14 protein-coding genes are annotated in these 18,883 nt (G+C 62.4%); 9 read left to right on the forward strand and 5 right to left on the reverse strand.

Going from position 1 to position 18,883, the window contains the following annotated elements; translation table 11 throughout:
• Positions 1-69 precede the first annotated feature (69 nt).
• Complete coding sequence (locus ACFRJ9_RS02195) at positions 70-2,250, forward strand: transglycosylase domain-containing protein (protein WP_377663945.1); 2,181 nt, start codon at positions 70-72, stop codon at positions 2,248-2,250.
• Positions 2,251-2,375: 125 nt separating this feature from the next.
• Here the strand turns inward: ACFRJ9_RS02195 and ACFRJ9_RS02200 are convergent, their stop codons facing one another.
• The gene (locus ACFRJ9_RS02200) at positions 2,376-3,107 is read right to left on the reverse strand and encodes a glutamine amidotransferase (protein WP_377663947.1); all 732 of its coding nucleotides are present in this window, start codon (positions 3,105-3,107) and stop codon (positions 2,376-2,378) included.
• Positions 3,108-3,250: 143 nt separating this feature from the next.
• On the opposite strand from ACFRJ9_RS02200, the gene ACFRJ9_RS02205 reads away from it, so the two are divergent.
• Both ACFRJ9_RS02205 and ACFRJ9_RS02210 read left to right on the forward strand, forming a co-directional pair.
• Positions 3,251-4,531, forward strand: coding sequence for an MFS transporter (locus ACFRJ9_RS02205; protein WP_377663949.1), 1,281 nt, complete (start codon positions 3,251-3,253; stop codon positions 4,529-4,531).
• Between the two features lie 176 nt (positions 4,532-4,707).
• Entirely contained in the window at positions 4,708-6,021 is a 1,314-nt protein-coding gene (locus ACFRJ9_RS02210; RefSeq protein WP_377663951.1) for an ammonium transporter, read from the forward strand.
• Positions 6,022-6,151: 130 nt separating this feature from the next.
• Here ACFRJ9_RS02210 and ACFRJ9_RS02215 read toward each other — a convergent pair whose 3' ends face one another.
• The 3 genes from ACFRJ9_RS02215 to ACFRJ9_RS02225 all read right to left on the reverse strand — a co-directional run bounded on the left by ACFRJ9_RS02215 (position 6,152) and on the right by ACFRJ9_RS02225 (position 9,833).
• On the reverse strand, positions 6,152-6,748 hold the full coding sequence (locus tag ACFRJ9_RS02215) for a DUF1992 domain-containing protein (RefSeq protein WP_377663953.1): 597 nt from the start codon (positions 6,746-6,748) through the stop codon (positions 6,152-6,154).
• 164 nt (positions 6,749-6,912) lie between these two features.
• Entirely contained in the window at positions 6,913-9,483 is a 2,571-nt protein-coding gene (locus tag ACFRJ9_RS02220; protein WP_377663955.1) for a DUF4132 domain-containing protein, read from the reverse strand.
• The gene (locus ACFRJ9_RS02225; protein WP_377663957.1) at positions 9,480-9,833 is read right to left on the reverse strand and encodes a hypothetical protein; all 354 of its coding nucleotides are present in this window, start codon (positions 9,831-9,833) and stop codon (positions 9,480-9,482) included. The genes ACFRJ9_RS02220 and ACFRJ9_RS02225 overlap by 4 nt, the downstream gene beginning before the upstream one ends.
• A 338-nt stretch (positions 9,834-10,171) precedes the next feature.
• Between ACFRJ9_RS02225 and ACFRJ9_RS02230 the strand changes: the two genes are divergently transcribed.
• Complete coding sequence (locus tag ACFRJ9_RS02230) at positions 10,172-10,759, forward strand: hypothetical protein (RefSeq protein WP_377663959.1); 588 nt, start codon at positions 10,172-10,174, stop codon at positions 10,757-10,759.
• A gap of 112 nt (positions 10,760-10,871) precedes the next feature.
• Here ACFRJ9_RS02230 and ACFRJ9_RS02235 read toward each other — a convergent pair whose 3' ends face one another.
• Positions 10,872-13,160, reverse strand: a complete 2,289-nt coding sequence (locus ACFRJ9_RS02235) for a SulP family inorganic anion transporter (protein ID WP_377663961.1) — start codon at positions 13,158-13,160, stop codon at positions 10,872-10,874.
• A 455-nt stretch (positions 13,161-13,615) separates the two neighbouring features.
• Between ACFRJ9_RS02235 and ACFRJ9_RS02240 the strand changes: the two genes are divergently transcribed.
• From ACFRJ9_RS02240 to ACFRJ9_RS02260, 5 genes are all read left to right on the forward strand, one after another.
• Positions 13,616-15,124 carry an FG-GAP-like repeat-containing protein gene (locus tag ACFRJ9_RS02240; RefSeq protein WP_377663963.1) on the forward strand — a complete coding sequence of 503 codons (1,509 nt, stop codon included), beginning with the start codon at positions 13,616-13,618 and terminating at the stop codon, positions 15,122-15,124.
• Positions 15,125-15,613, forward strand: a complete 489-nt coding sequence (locus ACFRJ9_RS02245; RefSeq protein WP_377663965.1) for an FG-GAP repeat domain-containing protein — start codon at positions 15,125-15,127, stop codon at positions 15,611-15,613.
• Positions 15,614-15,715: 102 nt separating this feature from the next.
• Complete coding sequence (locus ACFRJ9_RS02250) at positions 15,716-16,777, forward strand: acyl-CoA dehydrogenase family protein (RefSeq protein WP_377663967.1); 1,062 nt, start codon at positions 15,716-15,718, stop codon at positions 16,775-16,777.
• Entirely contained in the window at positions 16,771-18,135 is a 1,365-nt protein-coding gene (locus tag ACFRJ9_RS02255; protein WP_377663969.1) for a PIG-L family deacetylase, read from the forward strand. The genes ACFRJ9_RS02250 and ACFRJ9_RS02255 overlap by 7 nt, the downstream gene beginning before the upstream one ends.
• On the forward strand, positions 18,132-18,872 hold the full coding sequence (locus ACFRJ9_RS02260; protein WP_377663972.1) for a glycosyltransferase: 741 nt from the start codon (positions 18,132-18,134) through the stop codon (positions 18,870-18,872). Before ACFRJ9_RS02255 ends, ACFRJ9_RS02260 begins: the two co-directional genes overlap by 4 nt.
• The last annotated feature ends 11 nt before the right edge of the window (positions 18,873-18,883 follow it).

Raw genomic sequence — 18,883 nt, forward strand, 5'->3', positions numbered from 1 at the left:
GATCAGCAGCCACACCGGACGTATTCTGTAGCTACTTTGCAGCCTGGCATCACGACAGGATGGCACAACATGGCACAGAAAAAGGGTCCACGGTTCGGTCTTGGCAAGGCCCTCCTGAGGGTTCTCGGATTCTTCGTAGTGAGCACTCTCTGCGGGGTGCTGATCTCCGGCCTGGTAGTCCCCGTGGTCGCTTTCACCAGCACCACTGTGGGCGGATCCATCGGTTTCTACGAAAGCCTGCCCAGCCAGCTGGACGTGGATTCACCGTCCCTGTCCAGCACTGTGGTGAGCGCGGACGGTCAACACATCGCCACGTTCTACGCCGAGAACAGGGTGAAAGTCCCGCTGGATGAGATGTCCCCGTTCATCCGCGAGGCGATCGTTGCCATCGAGGACAACCGTTTCTACGAGCATGCGGGCGTGGATGCGCAGGGCATCATCAGGGCCCTGAGTTCGAACCTGACCAAGGGCACCCGGCAAGGCGCTTCCACGCTGACGCAGCAATACGTCACCAACGTGCTCAACGAATCCCGGCTCTCCGAGGGACGCCCGGAGGACGTGGTGCTCAGCGGCCAGAAGACCATGGGAGACAAACTCCGTGAGGTCAAACTCGCCTTGGAACTGGAGAAGCGTTTCAGCAAGGACCAGATCCTTGAGGGCTACCTGAACATCGTGTTTTTCAACCGCAACGCGTACGGCATCGAGGCCGCTTCGCGCTACTTCTTCAGTACCTCCGCCATGGATTTGACCTTGCCGCAGGCCGCCCTCTTGGCCGGTTTGGTGAACGGCCCGAGCATCTACGACCCCACGGTGGACCCCGACGCCGCACTCGCCCGGCGCAACCTTGTCCTGGACCGGATGCTGGAACAAGGCAAGATCACCGCCGTGGACCACGGGGTAGCTGTAGCGACGCCGGTGGAACTCGACATCTCGCCCTCACGGCAAGGCTGCGCCGGGGCCGCGATCGCCACCTACTTCTGCGACTACGTCTCCCACCTCATCCTCAACAACGAGGCCTACGGCTCCACGGTCAACGAACGTGAACGGCTGCTGTACCGCGGCGGCCTCACCATCACCACCACGTTGGACAGCAGGCTCCAAGCGGCCGCCCAGGCACAGGTGGATGCCTCAGCCGGCGACAACCCGGACAAATGGGGCGCTGCTATGACCACGGTGCAGCCCGGCACCGGAAAGATCCTGGCGATGGCCCAGAACACCGTGTTCGTACCCGAGGATGGGAAGTTCGACACCCAATTGAACTTCAACGTCGATGCCAAGGACGAGAACGGCTACGACCTCAACGGCGCCGGCGGATTCCAGCCTGGATCCACCATGAAACCGTTCATCTACGCCGAGTGGCTCAACGAGGGCAAGAACCCAACGGCCGTGGTGGATGCTTCCCGCCGCGTGTACCCCGTGGGCTTCCCGTGGCGCGATAGCTGCGGCCGGGTTCTGGGCGGCTACAGCACCGCGCAAAAGAACGCCAACCTGGGTGCAGATGACGACCTTCAAAACAACGATGTGGGTTACTACCGCGCGATGCCCATCAACTACGGCCTCTACAACTCCATCAACACCGCCACGTTCGCCACGGCTGCGCAGTTGGACTTCTGCGGCATCCAGAAAATGGTGGACACCGTTGGACTCCACAGCGGACTCGACAACGCTCCGGTGAACATGCACCAGATCGGCAACCTGCTGGGGTCCATCGGGGTCGCTCCACTTGTCCTGGCCAGCGCCTACGCCACTTTCGCGAATGATGGCACCTACTGCAAACCCATCGCCATCCTGGAAATCAGCGACGCCCAGGGCAGGAAGTTCGATGCCCAGACGCCGGAATGCCGGGATGCCGTGAAACCAACCGTCGCCCGGGGCGTCAACGCGGTCCTTCAGGACGTGCTGAAGATGGGCTCGGGCGTGTATATCAATCCCAAGGTCCAGAGCCAGGTCCCCGTTGCCGCCAAGACCGGCACTTCCAACAACAACGGGGCCACGTGGGTGGCCGGCTTCACCACGGCGCTCGCCACGGCATCGTTCTTTGGAGATACGACGGCGGGCCAGCAGCGCGCCGGACAAAACGTCACCATCAACGGCAAGTTCTACAAGTCCTTGGACGGCTACATGATTGCCGGGCCGCAGTGGGCCAACTACATGATGGAGGCTACCGCTCTCTACCCGAGCGGTCCCTTCCCCTCACCTGCTCCCCCACCCGCGCCGGTCAACCCCACGCCGTCAGTACCGCGACGGTAGCCGCGCCCCAGGTGACGTTGACGTCCGACGGCGGCATCCGGCGTCGGGCGTTCTGCGTTGCGGGGCCCGCTCTGCGCGCCATCGCTCGTGTTTGGCGCGCAGAACAGGCCTCGCAACGTGTCCGACTAGCGCGCGTAAAGCTCAGTGAAGTTGCGCAGGACCCGCATAGGCTCGGTCACCGATGACTGCCTGGCCGTTTCGATCAGCTGATCTGCGGTGTGGGGTGGGAAGTAGCCGGAATTCTTGTAGATGTTGATGCGCGTGATGAGGCCGTCAGCGTCCAGTTCGGGGTGGAACTGTGTGGCGTAGAGGTTGCTCTTGATCCGGAACATGTGCACCGGGCAGGCAGCGGAACTCGCCAGCAGCACTGCGTTCGCGGGCAGTTTGCTGCAAGCTTCCTTGTGCCCGACGAATGCCTCGAACGTGCGGGGCATTCCCTTGAGCATGGGGTCGCGCTCCCCTTCGGCGGTCAACGTGATCTCCGTGGGGCCAACGGGTTCTCCGAATCGGCGGTCGATGGTGGCCCTTTGGTGGACACCCAGGGTCCCGACGCCGTAGCAAGCCCCCAGGAACGGGAAGTCCCGGGCAACGATGCGGTCCAGCAACCCGGAGAGTTCCGCCTCCACCCGCAGCTGGGCGTCACTCTTCTCCTCCACAGGATCACTGGATGTGTATGGGCTGCCGCCCACAATCACGCCCGAATAGTCGGACAGTTCCAGTGGCGGCAAGGGAGCAGCTTCCAGCCGCACTCGAACCAGTTCCTCCGGTTCCAGGCCGCAGTACCGGAGGTAGGCCTGGTATTCGTCGTCGGCTGCGGCGTCTTCGGCGCGGGTGGCCAGCAAGAGGAAGGGTTTCACAGGCCCAGTCTGCGGGAGGAATGCCTGGCTTTCAAAGTGCGTTGCCAGCCAAGGGGGTCTCTGACAGAGACTCCCTCAGCAGCTCTACGCTGCGTAGCGTTGGAAACACCCGCCACCCGCAATTCATCACTGAGGAGCCGTCTTTGAAGCAGGACCCTGCCGTCGTCGGAACACACGAGCCCGAGGCGTCCGTAGACGGAACTGCAGTGCGTCCCGGCGCAGCCATGCCGATAGCCGGCGCGCCTCAGCCCAAGAAGATCCCGTGGGGCGGGCTCCTGGTGCTTGCAGCCGCCGGATTCACTGCCGTGACCACAGAACTCCTCCCCTCGGGTCTGCTGCCGCAGATCAGCAGGGACCTTGGGGTGGATGAATCCGCCGTGGGATCATTGACCGCGGCGTATGCGGCCGTCATCGTCTTCACCGCGCTCCCCCTGTCCAGGCTCCTCGCCGGCAGGATCCCACGGAAGACCCTGCTGATCGCCACCGTGCTGGCGTTCGCCCTGAGCAATGTCCTGCTGGCACTGAGCCCGGACCTGGGCCTGGCCATCGCGGCCCGGCTCCTTGGCGGGGTGGCGCACGGAATGCTGTGGTCCAGCATGGCCCCCTATGTAGCGCGGATCGTTCCGGCACATTCCGTCGGAAAGGCCATGGCGGTTGTCTTCAGCGGCAACAGCATCGCACTGGCTGTCGGGGCGCCCATCGGTACTCTGATGGGCACGCTCATGACGTGGCGTGCCTCGTTCATTGTCCTGGCAGGAGTGGGGGCGGTCCTGGCCCTCCTTGCTTTCTGGCTCCTCCCCGGCGCCCATGATTCCGGCAGCCACAAGACCCCGTCCCTGCGCGCGGCCCTCAAACTGCCCGGAGTAATCGCTGTGGCCACGGCCTGGCCGCTCCTGCTGCTGGCCCACTTCACACTCTTCACCTATGTGGCACCGTTCCTCCTTGCCTCAGGACTGCCGGAATCAGCCACCAGCCTTTCGCTGTCCGTGGTGGGAATTTCGAGTCTGGTGGGCATCTGGATTGCGGGGCTGACCGCTGATTCCCGCCCGCGACGCTCGGTGATTGCCGCCGTCGTACTTCTTCTGCTGACCTTTGCCCTGCTGCCGCTGCTGGGCGGCACGTGGGTGGGCGCGTTCGCGTTGATGACCGCATGGGGAGTCGCCTTTGGCGCCATCGGTATATACAACCAGGCAGCCATCCTTCGCGCCGGTGGTGAACACAAGGACGCCGCCAACGGCCTCACCGTGGTCACCATCCAGTTGGGGATCGCCGTAGGGGCCGGCTATGGAGCCTTTGCCCTGACCGCTGTGGGCGCTCAATTGGTACCGTTGGCTGCCGCGCTGCCCACGGCGATCGCCTTGGTGATCATCATCGCCAGCCGACGCGGCGGATACCCGGCCGGCGTCCGCGAGAAGCGCCGTTAACATTCCCGAAACACGGCAGTCACGTGATCTTCACGTGCGTGGGATTTCTGTAACTTAGCTGCAACTTAGCTCTTCTGAGTCGGAAACATAGCTCACCGAATATTGATCGGGGGGCTAGCGAGGGCCGGACATATTCAAGGCCCGTTTCGGACAGGCTTGATCAGAAGGGAACGCAGGTGGAGATCTCTGCGCAACACGTCTGGCTGATGTTGTCATCGGCAATGGTGCTATTCATGACCCCGGGGCTCGGCCTGTTCTACGGCGGCATGACACGTGCCAAAGCCGCCCTGAACATGATCATGATGAGCTTCGTTTCGGCAGGCATCGTTGGCGTGGTGTGGGTTCTCTGGGGTTACTCAATGACCACCGGCGATGGCTTCCTTGGCCTGTTCGGCAACCCGTTCGCGCATTTCGGCCTCCAAGACCTGATGGGTTCACCGGACCTGATCAAGGCCGGCTTCGCCGCGACGTTCGCCATCATCACGGTGGCCCTGATCAGCGGGGCTATCGCGGATCGCGCCAAATTCAGTGCTTGGGCGCTCTTCGTTCCCATCTGGGTCACTGTGGTCTACTGCCCGCTGGCCTACATGATCTGGGGCGGGGGCCTCATGAGCGCCGGCGGTGCCCTCACGGAAATCTTCGGGCAAGTCATCGACTTCGCCGGCGGTGCAGTGGTTGAGGTCAGCTCCGGAACCGCCGCTTTCGTCCTCGCATTGATCGTGGGAAAGCGTCACGGGTTCGCCAAGGACCCCAGCCACCGTCCGCACAACGTCCCCTTCATCATGATCGGCGCAGCCATCCTCTGGTTCGGCTGGTTCGGTTTCAACGGCGGAGCCGCCACCACCGTGGAGCAGGCGGGCCTCATCTGGATCAACACCCTGGTTACTCCGGCGGCGGCCATGCTGAGCTGGCTCGTGGTGGAGAAGATCCGCCACGGACACCCCACGTCCTTGGGCGCAGCGTCCGGTGTGGTTGCCGGCCTCGTGGCCATCACACCGTCCTGTGCCAACATCAGCCCGCTCGCAGCACTCGGCCTGGGGCTGGTGGCCGGCGCCGCCTGTGCAGTGTTCGTGGACCTGAAATACAAGTTCGGTTTCGACGACTCTCTGGACGTGGTGGGCGTGCACTTCGGCGCAGGCGTCATCGGCACACTCTCACTGGGCTTCATCGCCCTGCCCGTGGATGGCGTCGGCGGTGGCCTCCTCTACGGCGGCGGACTGCAGCAACTCGTAGCCCAGGCAGTCGCCGTTCTCATTACTATTGCGCTCTCCGGACTGGGTACCTTGATCATCGGCCGCGCCATCCACAAGACCATCGGCTTCCGCGTCACCCACGAGCACGAAGTCACCGGTGTGGACCTCACCCAGCATGCTGAGTCGGCCTACGAGTTCGGCCTCACCGCCCACGGCCATTTCCGCCAGCAGCAGGCGCACCTGACCGCGTTGATCAGGCGGCAGCCGGAAGAAGCCAAGGAAGACAGCTTCGCCTAAGGGCTGGTGTCTTGCGGTCCGTTCGTTACTGCTGGATCATCCGCGAAGTGAGCAGTCCAGGCCCTTGAAGTTGCGGGCCAGCTAGTGGTGGCAGCAGGAATGATCCAGCAGAAAGTACTGCCTGTTTGGCTTAGCCTGAGCCGTTCCAGATCCGTTGCCACCAACTCCTATGAGCTTGTGGCCGGGGTTCCGGTTCGTTAGGGGCTGCGGCAGCCCTCCGTTCCCGCCAACGTTCCAATTCGGCACCAACGTCGCGGGGTTTGGTGATCACGGGTGGGCCACCCTGGAGTTGCCGCCGGGCCTCGATGACCCGCTTGTTGAAGTCCTCAAGGATGTCCCGGACCTGCTTCTCGGTGTACTGCAGGTCCAGCTTGGCATCGAGTTCAGAGTCCTCGATCCGAAGCAAGATCGCAGGTGGTCCGATCCCGCTGAGGTGTTCGCGCTGGATGAGTCCTTTGACCCACCAGTCGGGATCGTAGTGTTCCCCCAAGCCCGGGATGGGTTTCCCTGCGTATTTGAGGTTGTCGAACTTGCCTTGGGCCATGGCGTCCCGGATGAGGTATTCGACCCTAGCGGCGTCGTCCACCTTCCGGCGTTTCTCCCGCTCCTGTGCGTCGGCGGCCTCGATCTCAGCGTCCTCGTGGGCGCTGCCACCCCATCCGCGTACCGCTCGCAGTTCCGCGCCACGTTCGAGCTTCCGCCTGAAGGCGTTGTTCTCGGCATTCACGTTTCGCCACCTCCTCGCACGGCAGCCCTGCCTGCCGGAAATTGTGGTTCTGGGTCAAGTATTCCGCATGGCGTTCAGGAACGGGACGAAGTTATCGAGTTGGCAAACACCCAATCCAAGCGGTCCGAGTACTGCCTAGAACTCCAACCCGGTCTTAGGACTGCTCAAGAGACCGTATCGCGGTGGCGTGCCCCGTGAATTTGGCTGAGGATGGATTGATCCGTGATCTTGTGGTCGTCCATGAGCATGAAGGCCTTGGACAGGATCGAAGCCAACCTTCCGGCCTTTTCTTCGAAGGGCAGGAAGATTCGTCCAGAGCGCGCGCCGGACGCCTGGACAATGCAAAGGTAAGAATCATCCGGTTCCATCAGTATGTTTCCCGATCCGAGATGGATTTTGTAGGAGCGGTGGGTGCCGCGCACGATGAGGTGGCGATCGGTCAGCTGGCAGCATTCGGACAGAATGGTATGCGGAAGGATTTCGCTAAGGTACGCCTGCCGTGACAGCGCTGATTCCGAAAGCTCCGCTGTGTGCGATGTGTTCCAGTAGTCCCTGATCTGGCCATTGGGGTGGTCCGCCCAGTCCAGGTCCGGCCCGATTGCTGCCACAGCGGTAAACAGGTCAATATCACGCATGGCTTCGCTGAACACTCCTTGCGGAAGATCGGCCAGGTTCACGGACTCCCAGATCGCCCTGGCAACGCGCCGCTCGAACCAAACCCTGTTGGTGGAGCACAGAGACGTGCGCTCTTCCTGGAGATCGAGTGTTTCGATGCTGAACCCCGCCCTGAGCCGCTCGTCGGGGAAGTCAAGATACAGGTGGGTGTCCTGCCCGCCGTCCCAGGAGCCCAGTTGCGCGCCATGCCAACCGCGCTCCTTCGCAAGCGCCTGTACCCGCGGATAGTCCAGGATGTGCGCGGCGAAGCGGTTGGAGTAGTGGCCGGTCTCCTGCTCGGCTGATGTGAGCAGGTACTGCTCCCGATATACCTGCTTGAACGGCTGCCTCACCCGATTCTTGATGACCTGGGAGCGCCAGGAGCGCACGTCCTCTGCGGCTTGTTCCCATGGTTTCCAGAGAACAACGACGTCGTCATTGCCGATTGCGCGTGTCTCGCCCTCTGCTCCTTCAAGTTCCCAGCCGGCGGCATCGCCTGCACGCCGCGGATACCCGGAAAATTTGCCTTCCTTTGTAGCGATGGTCCACAGCACGCCGCGCGCAGTGGCTCCCACAATAGGGTGTTCCAGATACCGGGTCCGGAAATCGGCGCCGGTCCACGCCCGGTCCGACGCCAGGAGTCGTTCGATACGGCCCCGCTGGCTTGCCAGGGCTTTCCTCGCCTCACTCACCGCCCGCTTGACTGCTGCCAGTTCAGGTGTGTTCTTCAGCTCGGCCGGCATGATAACTGGATGCTCTCCCGCACTGAACCACGAGACCTCTACGGCAGACCCGCTTGGTCCGTGCAAGAGGACCAGCCTTGCTGTATACCCGTCGATGGCGAAGGTCTTGGTGCCGTCCCCATCGAATCCCAGATCGGGGATGGCTGTTTCCAACAGTTCTGAAGGGGAGATCCCGCGTTCGGCGGAGAGTTGGTCGACGACGCTGACGAGGCGCTTGTGCAGGTTCTTGTTCTTGACCACATCCCGGACCCGGGTCAGGGCGCCGACCACTTCGGTGGTGGCGTCCGGCTGACTCTTGGCGATCTCCAGCAGAACTTCCACACCTGCATTGGCTCCAGTGGTGGACCGGCAGACTCCGTTACGGCCATTGTGGCCGGCTCCCAGATAAGTGGCCGCATCACGGAGGAGGTTGATATGTCTGTGCGCATCAGGTTGAAGGGCAAGCAGCCAGAAGGAAGCACGAAGGAGACCCCCTGTGTGCGTAGTGAGGCACGAGAGTTCGCCGCGGTCCGCCGTCGGTATCCGCTCCGCGGCGAGGCCAAGCAGGGATTCGGCGACCAACAACGTACTGGGATCCTCGGCTATGCGGATGACCGCCTCGCGTTTCCACTTAGCCGTGGGCTTCGGGCCGGTCAGCTCACTCATAAAGAGAAATAGGCGGGCGCACCGGTGTTCGGGCATGAGCGGGCGGACCGCCTCACGTACCAAGGGCCCGAAATCATCCGCATCCCTCACGTACTGCAGCGGGATACGGCCCTCTTCGGCGTCGTCGTCGAGCAGCAGTTCGTTAAATGCACGAACCTCCGGAGGCAACCCCGGCCCATCTCGGAAGTCAACGAGCAACATAGCCTCCATCCGGCGGGTCACCGCCGGCATCCTCCGGCGTTCAGCGGGCTCCAGGGACAGGATCGGGCCGTGAAACGCGCGTCGCCAGGAAGGGTAGATATACCGGGAGTAGGGCACATGGGAGAGCATCCAAACGAGTTCGTCGGCGTCCCAGTTCAACGGTGCGAGATCCGATAGCACGTGCAGGGCTTGCTCCACCGGGGGCGACATATAGATGCGGCCTGCCGGGATGCGGTCGGGTTCGTAATACCTGTCAGCGATCCCATACCTGTGCTCATCCACGTGACTGAAGGTGAATGCGAAAGCACCCTTTCGGCCGGCGGGATCAAGCCGCTCAAGGTAGTTGGAGAACCGCTGACAGTACTCCTCTACGTCCTGCCCTGAGAGCTTTGCCTTGAAGAATCTCATCAGCCGACGGCGTTGCCCTTTGGCAAGCCGGCTCAGACTTTCAGGCATTTCAACGCGCCCCATGGTCTCATCCAAAGTGCTCATCCGCCGACCAACGGTACGAGCTTGATAAAGGTGGCTTCCGTAGCTTTCAGGACGTCTATCTCGTCAGTCAGATCGCAGACCTGCCGGCCATCCACCATCACGAAAAATGCATTCCGCTCAAAGCCCCTCACCGCGATATCAGCTTCCTGCTCCCAGCTCACAGACTGTCGACCTTGGTTGCCGCGACCCTGATCGTTAAACTCACGTTCCCTGGCGGAACGTTCGATCAGACCGGTGACATTGGCAGTGCCGTGCGCATTGAAGCGTGCGACTTCCTCACGCACGCGCCATCGGATCAGCCCCTCTACTGTGATGACGTCCGGCAGCCCTGCCAGCTCAGGTTGATTCACCACCCCAGTTCCAGGCAGTCTCTCGTCACAGATCCGCAACCTAGCCATACCCACCACCCATCCGTTCTGATATCTCCGCAGCATATAGGGCCGGCCCGACAAAATAGGGTCAGAAATCGCTGCCGGACAATCGTCCCGACCCGAAGGGTCCATGCACAGCCTGCCCGGCGCACTGTCCCCAACAGCGGTGAGCCGGAGTTTCGACGTCACTGACCGTGCTGAGGCGTACGCCAAATACCTTCGTGAAACAACGGCCCTTCCTGAGTTCAAGGGCGTTAGCGAAAGCATCCAAGAAAACCCTGAAACCGGACGTATTCGGCGGCCGTTAGCATGAGGCCATGGAATCCTTCACCTGGTCCAAGGCAACCACCACCGAATCCGAAGGGACCAAGGTGGCCGTCCTCCTCCCAGGATCGGGATACCCGGTTCAGGGCCCGGTCCTTTTCTGGGCTGGTGAAATGCTTGCCGCCATGGGCTGGCACGTCCAAGCCGTCAGGTGGACTGCCGATGACGAGCCTGGAGCCGACCCGCACGCTTTCGTAGCGCGGGCGGCGGAGCAGGCCTTTGCCGCCGCACCCTCAGCAAGCCAGCGGCTGGTGGTTGCGAAGTCCTTCGGGACGCTGGCTATTCCCTGGGCAGAGGAAACCCGGACGGCAGGTGTCTGGCTCACGCCGCTGCTGACGGACGCCAAAGTCAGGGAGACGATCGGTCATACGGACAAGGCCGACCTTTTTGTCGGCGGGTCCGACGACAAACTCTGGGATGGCGGCCGGACGTCGGAGTCTGCGGGGACGTTTGTTGAGATTCCCGGCGCGGACCACTCCCTCCAGATCCCTAACAACTGGCGGGCTTCGCAAGAGCTCCAATCAGGCGTTTTCGGCAGGATTGAGGAATTCGTTAGGGCCCTGCCGGACGCGGCCGCTTGAGCCCGTACCGCCACGACCCACTTTGAAGGTGAACCAACCCCGACACGCCGTGAAAGCCGGGGTGTCAAGGCTGGATGCGGGCTCAAAGTAGGTGGTGGCGGCCCGGCCGGAGCTAGGAGCGGAGCGCCATGCTCGGATCCAACTGCTCGATGCCCTCCGGAGTCACCAGCACAACCCGTGCCGTGCAGATGTCGTAGAACAAGCCGGTGGCCTGGACCAGGCCGGAGGCAATAGCCGGCCCCGTGACCGGGTGTTCCTCGAGCTTCCGGAGCTGCAAAGCCACGTTCACCATGCTCAATTGATCCAACTGGCCATACCCGTGCGCCTCGGCAGCCTTAGCCACCGGGTGGCCGGCCAACAGGGCAAAGTAGCTGGGCCTCGCGTGCTCCAGCCAGGTATCGAAACCGGATCCCAAGGCAGGCGCAGCACCCTCGGCGTCAGCAATGACGGCTTTCATCGCGCCACAATTGGAATGCCCGCAAATGACGATCGAATCCACGGACAACCCCTTGACCGCAAAGGACAGCGCGGAGTCGATCGAGGCATCGTGACCGTCGCTGCACACCACGTTGCCGATGTTTCGGAGCGTCAGGAGGTCGCCGGGTCCACTGCTGGTGATGAGGTTCGGGTTGACCCGGGAGTCGACGCAGGCAACAAACAGCGTGTCCGGGTTCTGGCTTTCGGTGAGGTCCTGAACCAGCGGCCGGACCTTGTCGGCGTGGCGACGGTGGTATTTGTCGATGCCCAGGAGGACTGACCGCAGCGGCAGCTGCCCGCCGTCGTCGTCCTCTGCTTTGTTGACCGCTTCAGAAGGTTGCCACGACGTGCGAGGCGGGAGCGGGAACTCGCGCGGATCCTGCCGCTGCGGGGTGTTGTCTTCGGCGTCCGTGAATGCGGTGGTTCCGTGTTCTTCGAGAATCACCGTAGCGCCGGTGTTCCGATGCTGCTGCTGCCACGCGACCAGCGCCTCACGGAAGGCGTGATCGAGGTAGTCGGCGTTGAGTTCCACCACGGCGTCCTGGCCTTCAGGCACGGAATGGAGGACGCGGTTGAGCCGGGGCAGCGCGAAGAAGCTGCACGAGCCGGCAATGGTCACGCGCCATGGCAGCGGCTCAGCAGAGGGGGCATGCGCTTGGATCTGTGCCCGGAGCACACGCCACAGCACGCACAGGGCGGCCAGTGCGAGGCCAATGATGACGCCCTCAAGGAGGTTGAGGGCCACTACGCACACCAGAGTGACGCTGTAGACGAGGAGGTCGCCGGTGCGGAGGCTGGTGCGGATATCCGCAACTTTGATGAGCTTGGCCCCGATCACCAGCAGGAGCCCCGCGAGCACGGACAACGGAATCAGTTGGATGAGGCCGGCGAACAATGCGGAAAACACCAGGACCCATACGCCATGCAGGATGGCGGAGGTACGGCTCTTCGCACCCGCTTCAACGTTGGTGGCGCTCCGGACGATCACGCCTGTTACCGGAAGCCCGCCGAGCATGCCGGACACCATATTGGCCGAGCCTTGCCCGACAAGTTCGCGGTTGAGGTTGGTGCGCGAGCCCCCATGCATTTTGTCCACGGCGACGGCGGACAGGAGCGACTCGATGCTCGCGATCAGTGCCACCGTGATGACGGCCATGGCCGCGGCCCGCCAGTTCCCGTCGGGCAGGCTGGGAAGTGCGATTGCGTCGAAGATGGAGCCACTGAAGCTGATGCGCTCCACGCTTGGCGCAACCGCGACGGACAGTGCCGTAACCGCGACGACGGCGGCCAGCGGCCCCGGGATTTTCCGCACTGCGGCGGGGAGGAACTTCCACATCAGCAGAATAGCGACGACGGCCAGCCCAAGGAGCGCAGAGTGCAGCTCAACGTTGGTGATGGCTGCTGGAAGCGCACTGAGGTTTTCGATGGCTGATCCAGCAGCTTGACCGCCGAGAAGCACATGGAGTTGCTGCAGGATGATGGTGATCCCGATGCCCGCGAGCATCGCTTTGACCACCACCGGCGATACTGCCAGGGCCGCCCGGCCAATGCGGCTAACGCCCATGAGTAGCTGCACGACGCCGGCAGCGGCGGTGATGGCGCATGTCGCCGGCCAGCCGAACTCGTCAACCAGACCGGCAACGACGACGGTCAGTCCGGCGGCTGGGCCGCTCACCTGCAGAGGGGAACCTCCAAGGGTTCCGGCCACGATGCCGCCGACGGCTGCGGCGATGAGACCGGCCATGACCGGGGCTCCGGAAGCGGCGGCGATGCCGAGTGAAAGCGGAAGAGCTACCAGGAAGACAACGAGGGACGCGGGGAGGTCGGCGCCCAAATTGCTGAGGAAGGGGGGCTTACGGTCCTTGGTGCCGGGCGGGCTGTGGGCGTCCGTGGGGACATGGGCGGATTCGTTGGGCTGCGGCATGGTGGTGTTCCTTTGGCTCGGGAATACTGACCATTCCAAGCTACGGAACTTGTCACCTGCATTGACAAGCCGATGTGACAAGCGTGACAAAAGTTGTGAAACCGCATCGTCATGTTGAGACAAAGGGGAACTTTTCCAGGGGGTGCGCGCGTTGGAGGGAGTTGGTCTTTGATCTTCGAGTCGAAACAATGCGGCGCGGATCACATTCGGCGCGCCGCGCAATGTAGGCTTCGCTGGTTGAAGCGATAGTCGCGAATCGAATTATTGGGGGTTGAGCCTTGGCTGCTCGGGGTATATCCATGTCTTTTGTCGGTGCCACAGGGAGGCGCCTCGCTGCCGGTCTTCTGGTCCTGCTTACGACGGCCGGCGTCCTCGTCGGAGTGGGAGCCGCGCCGGCGGAGGCTGACATTCTCACGGACCAAAAGTTCAAAGCCAGCGCTCCCCAGGATGAAGCGTTGAATGCCACGACCAACAAGCTCTACGTCACGAACTATTCCGGCAAATCCGTGATGGTCATTGATGGAAACACGATGACGTCCAAATCAATTGCTGTTGCTGCATTTCCCGAAGGTATTGCCGTTAATGAAAAGACCAACCAGATATATGTTTCCCATTCCACCAGCAACTTGATCACGGTCATCGACGGTAATACCGAAAGAACGGCGACGATTGCCACCGCCCCGCATCCTTCGGCAATAGTCGTCAACAGGAAGACCAACAAGATCTATGTTAGCCATGGGAACTACTTTGGAGTCTCGGTTATCGATGGAGCCACTAGGGCAACGACTCATATTTCATCGCCCTTGGCAGCAGAATCCCTGGCTGTTGATGAGTCAACAAACAGGGTCTTTGTAACAGACTGGGAAAGTAAAAAGACTGCGGTTCTCGACGGCGCCGACCACACCTTCAGCACAGTTGATCTCGGGTGCGTGGCAAAGTCTGCAGTAGTGAACGACATTACTCAACAGGTCTTCTTCGCCTGCCCGTCCACTAAAGCAATTGCAGTTCTCAGGGGACGGGCCAACGTCGTGACAATCGTCGGCACTGAATCAGATGCCCGCCCTGGCGTCCTGGCAATTAATCGCAAAACCAACATGGTCTATGCCTCAGATGAAGGCAATCAGTACCTGACGGCGATCAGCGGGACCACACTGAAAGTTACTAATACTCCCGCCGCTCAAACCAATTACCAGAGCATTGCAGTCAATGAAACCACCAACAAAGTCTACGCATCCGATCATTACCGTTATCGGGTGACAGTCTTTGATTCGCAGGGAAAACTTCTGGGTGACGTCCAAGGCTTCAACAACCCTGCTGACCTAGCTGTGAACGAAGCCACGAACAAGATCTACGTCCTCGACTCAGGTGCCGCCGAAATCCGGATCATAGACGGCAAAAGCGTTGCTCCCGTTTTCACGTCCGGGAGCCCTCCGAACACAGGCACTGTCGGAGTCCGCTACGAACACATCTTCACGGCCGGCGGCTCGCTCGTGCCCCAGTTCAGGGTTGCCAGCGGAGCGCTGCCGCCGGGCCTGAAACTGGAGCCACAGTATTCTGGCGTAAGGTTGTCCGGCGTTCCCACGACTCCCGGGACCTACTCCTTCCGCGTCGCTGCCAGCAATGGCTACAATCCCGATGCGGTAAGCCCGCTGCTGAGCATCACGGTCAAAGCCGCTAAGGTCGGGCACGACTTCAACGGAGACCGAAAGCCCGATGTTCTTTCACGCGATGGTAATGGGAACTTGTGGCTATACCCGGGCCAGGGCAACGGTGGCTGGCTTCCGCGGATTCAGGTTGGGCAAGGCTGGAACGTGATGACGTCCATCGTGGCCCCTGGAGACTTCAACGGGGACGGCAATGCCGACGTTCTGGCACGTGATGGCAGCGGCGCACTCTGGCTTTACCCGGGCAACGGCCGAGGCGGCTGGTTCGCTCGAGTCCAAGTGGGACAGGGCTGGAATTAGATGAGCGCTGTCACGGCTGTCGGAGACCTCGATCTTGACGGAAGTGCCGATTTGGTAGCACGGGACGCGGACAGCTACCTCTGGCTCTACCGAGGGAACGCCAAAGGTGGTTGGCTTTCGCCGGACCGAATGGGCAACGGGTGGCAGGTTTTGACGGCGATGATGGGGCCCGGCGATTTCACCAAGGACGGTGTTCCCGATCTTCTGGCTGTTGACGGCGCCGGAGCTTTGCAGTCTTACAGTGGTTATTGGGCACGGTATGACTGGGGAGTGTTCTCTGATTTCATAGGGCCCAACCAGGTCGGTAACGGCTGGAACGCCATGACCGCAATCGTCGGCCCCGGTGACTTCAACGGGGACGGCAACGTGGATCTCCTGGCCCGCGACGCAGGCGGAGCCCTCTGGCTCTACCCGAGCGACGGCAAAGGCGGATGGCTCCCCCGCGGCCTGGTCGGCTCCGGCTGGAACACCATGAACCTGATCATCTAGCCACCAAACACGAAGCAAAGCGGACGACGGCGGGAACCTCTCGCCGTCGTTTTCTTTCCATCCAGTCAATACCATAAGGCTCCTTAGAATAGGCTGGGTCCCATGAGCGACACCGAAGCCCATCCTGTACGCATCAGTTCCCACCCTGCCCAACTCCAAGCGCTGGAACCAGTACTGAAAAAAGTGCGCACAAGGGTTGGCGACATTCCCGCGTTGCTCGCATTGGCCGAGGACATCGGCCACGCCGCCCCGAAGCCCGGCGAGGGCAGCACCGCAAAGCTTTGGGAGCTCTTGGCGTCAGTCACAGCCGTGGACGTGGCGGCGGGACGGGCGCTCGAACCACACCTGGATGCCGTCGCGATCCTCGCCCAGGCCGGGGTTGAAGAATCAAAACCTGGCGCCTGGGGTGTCTTCGCCGCCGAGGGCCCGGGCCTGAAGCTGGAAGCAAAGCGCCAAGCGGACGGCAACGTAGTCCTCAACGGCTCCAAACCGTGGTGCTCGCTCGCTTCTCGGCTGGACGGTGCCGTGATCACCGCTTACACCGAGGACAACGGCAGGGCAGCTTTCGCCGTCAACCTGAATGACCCCGGAGTATCGTGCGAAACCCCGCTCTGGACCAGCCGGGGCCTGCGGGAAATTCCCAGCGGCACGGTCCACTTCGACCAAGTCCCGGCAACTCCTGTTGGCGGCGCGGCTTGGTATTTCGAGCGCCCCGGATTCGCGTGGGGAGGCATGGGCGTAGCCGCGTGCTGGCTTGGCGGAACGGTCGCCGTGGCCCGGGACTTCAGGACCGCGCTGGCCAAAGCCGCGGAGAACGGTCGGGAACCGGACCAGATCGCCCTCGCCCATCTGGGTGAGGTGGACCGGATCATCGCCTCCGTCACTGCGTATCTGGCCCAAACAGCTGAATGGATCGATGCCGGCTCCAGCGCGGACAGCTCCAACGCCTGGAGCGAGGCCTTGCGTGTCCGCGCGACTGTTGCCGCCGCCGTCGAGCGTGTCCAGACAGTGGTGACCCAAAACCTGGGCCCCGCACCGCTGGCCTTCAACGAAGCGTATGGGAAGCGCATGGCTGACCTGTCGCTGTATGTCCGGCAGCACCACGGCATGCGGGACGACGCGCAATTGGGCGCCCTGGCCCTTAAGGGAGACCGCAGATGGTAGCTTTCTCGCACACGGACACCGGCACGTCCGAGCCGGAATGGGCTTCCAGCGGAGTGGCGGCGTTGCCGGAGCTGCCGCTGAGCGCAGAAGAGCTCGCGGGCATGACGTTTGTAGTGCTGGCTGCCCACCCCGACGACGAAACCCTGGGCACCGGCGGCTTCCTCGCCAAGCTGCACTCTGCCGGAGCCACGGTAGAAGTCCTGTTGTGCACGGCTGGCGAGGCATCGCACCCGGACTCGAAAACCACGACGCCGGAACAGCTTGCCGCTGTCAGGCTCACGGAGTTTGACACAGCTGTGTCCGGGCTGGCTTCCAGCGCGACGTGGCGGTTTCTGGAACTCCCCGACGGGCAACTGGCCTCGCATCCGGAGAGAATCGCTGACGCCGTGCGCCAAGTCATCGCTGCTTCGGGGCGACCTCCCGAGAACGTAGTGATCGTTACCCCGTACCGCACCGACGGACACACGGACCACGACACCCTTGGCACCGTCGCGGCGGAAGTTGCCGCAGCCGGAGGCCACGGATTGCTGGAGTACCCCATCTGGTACTGGCTGTGGGCAGGACCAGAGGACAACACCTGGCAGTCATGGGTTCGGGTCCCGTTGACACCGGCAGAGCAGGGCGCCAAGGCCGCAGCCATGCGAGCCCACGCCTCCCAGATCGAACCACTGTCCGGGCAACCAGGCGATGAGACCTTGCTGTCCCAGCCCTTCTTGGAGCACTTTTCCCGCCCCTTCGAAACATTCGCGTGGCATCCGTCCAAGGCGGGCAACAACAGCGCAGCAGATGCCGAGCGGATCTTCGACGAGGTCCATTCCCGGGAAGCGGACCCGTGGAGTTACACCACCAGCTGGTACGAGCGCCGCAAAAGGGCCTTGACGCTCGCAGCCCTTCCGGAGGAATCGTACGAGTCGGGGCTGGAACTGGGCTGTTCCGTCGGCACCCTCAGCGAGGAGCTCGCCCAGCGTTGCCGGACATTCCTCGGCGTGGATGCGAGCAGCACGGCATTGGCCCAGGCGACAGTACGCCTCGCTAAGTACCGGTCGGCGGGGGTAAAACACCTCACGATCCCCGACCAATGGCCGGCCGGTACGTTCGACCTGATGGTCCTCTCCGAGATGGGCTACTACTTGGCGCCAACGGAATTATCCCGGGTGTTCACGCAGATTGAAGGGTCCGCACGCCCGGGCGCAACGCTCGTTTTGTGCCACTGGCGGCACCCCATCTCAGGATGGCAACTGGATGGCGAGGCGGTGCATACGATGGCCCGCGAACAACTGCGATGGCCCAACCGCGGCCTATACCGGGAGAAGGACTTCGTACTGGAGATCTTCGTGGCACCGGACAGTACGCCATGACCACGAACAGCCGGATCAGGTACATGGCAGTGCTCATGCCCGCACACAACGAGGAACAACACATCGGCAGGGCGTTGTCCGCGCTGAAGATCGCCGCAGACACTTTGAAGCGGGAATGCCCGGAAGTTCGCCTGACCATCACTGCGGTGTTGGACAGTTGCACGGACCGTTCTGTCGAAATCACTGCCGCACACGGTGCCAGCGACCCCCGCTTCAACGTTGTCGAGGTGGCCCTGCACAGCACAGGAGCCAGCCGAGACTTTGGCATTCGGGCGGCGTTGCATCACCTTCCGGCAGCCGCAACAGGCAGCGTCTGGCTCGCAAATACCGACGCCGACTCCACCGTTCCGCAGAACTGGCTGACGCGCCAACTGGTACTCGCCAATGCAGGCGCAGACGCCATTCTCGGATCAGTGGAACCTGACCCGCAGGACGTCGAGCCAGCCATACTCCGCCGCTGGATGGAACTTCACCCGTTCCGCGAGGACCACCAGCATATTTACGGCGCAAACTTCGGCGTCCGAGCCTCTGCCTATCTCGCTGCGGGCGGTTTTCCGTGGCTTCGCGCGCACGAGGACAAGGTACTGGTGGAACGGCTTCGCCGCCACGGATTCAGCGTCACCGCCACAGACACTCTTCGCGTTCTGACCTCCGGCCGAACACAAGCCCGGGCACCTGAAGGATTTGCAGCGTACCTTCGAGCCCTGGGTGCCCAGCTCCCCGCTTCCGCCAGCTAACCCGACTGCGC

Source organism: Paenarthrobacter sp. NPDC056912 (assembly GCF_042786555.1).
In the GTDB taxonomy this organism is placed as follows: Bacteria; Actinomycetota; Actinomycetes; order Actinomycetales; family Micrococcaceae; genus Arthrobacter.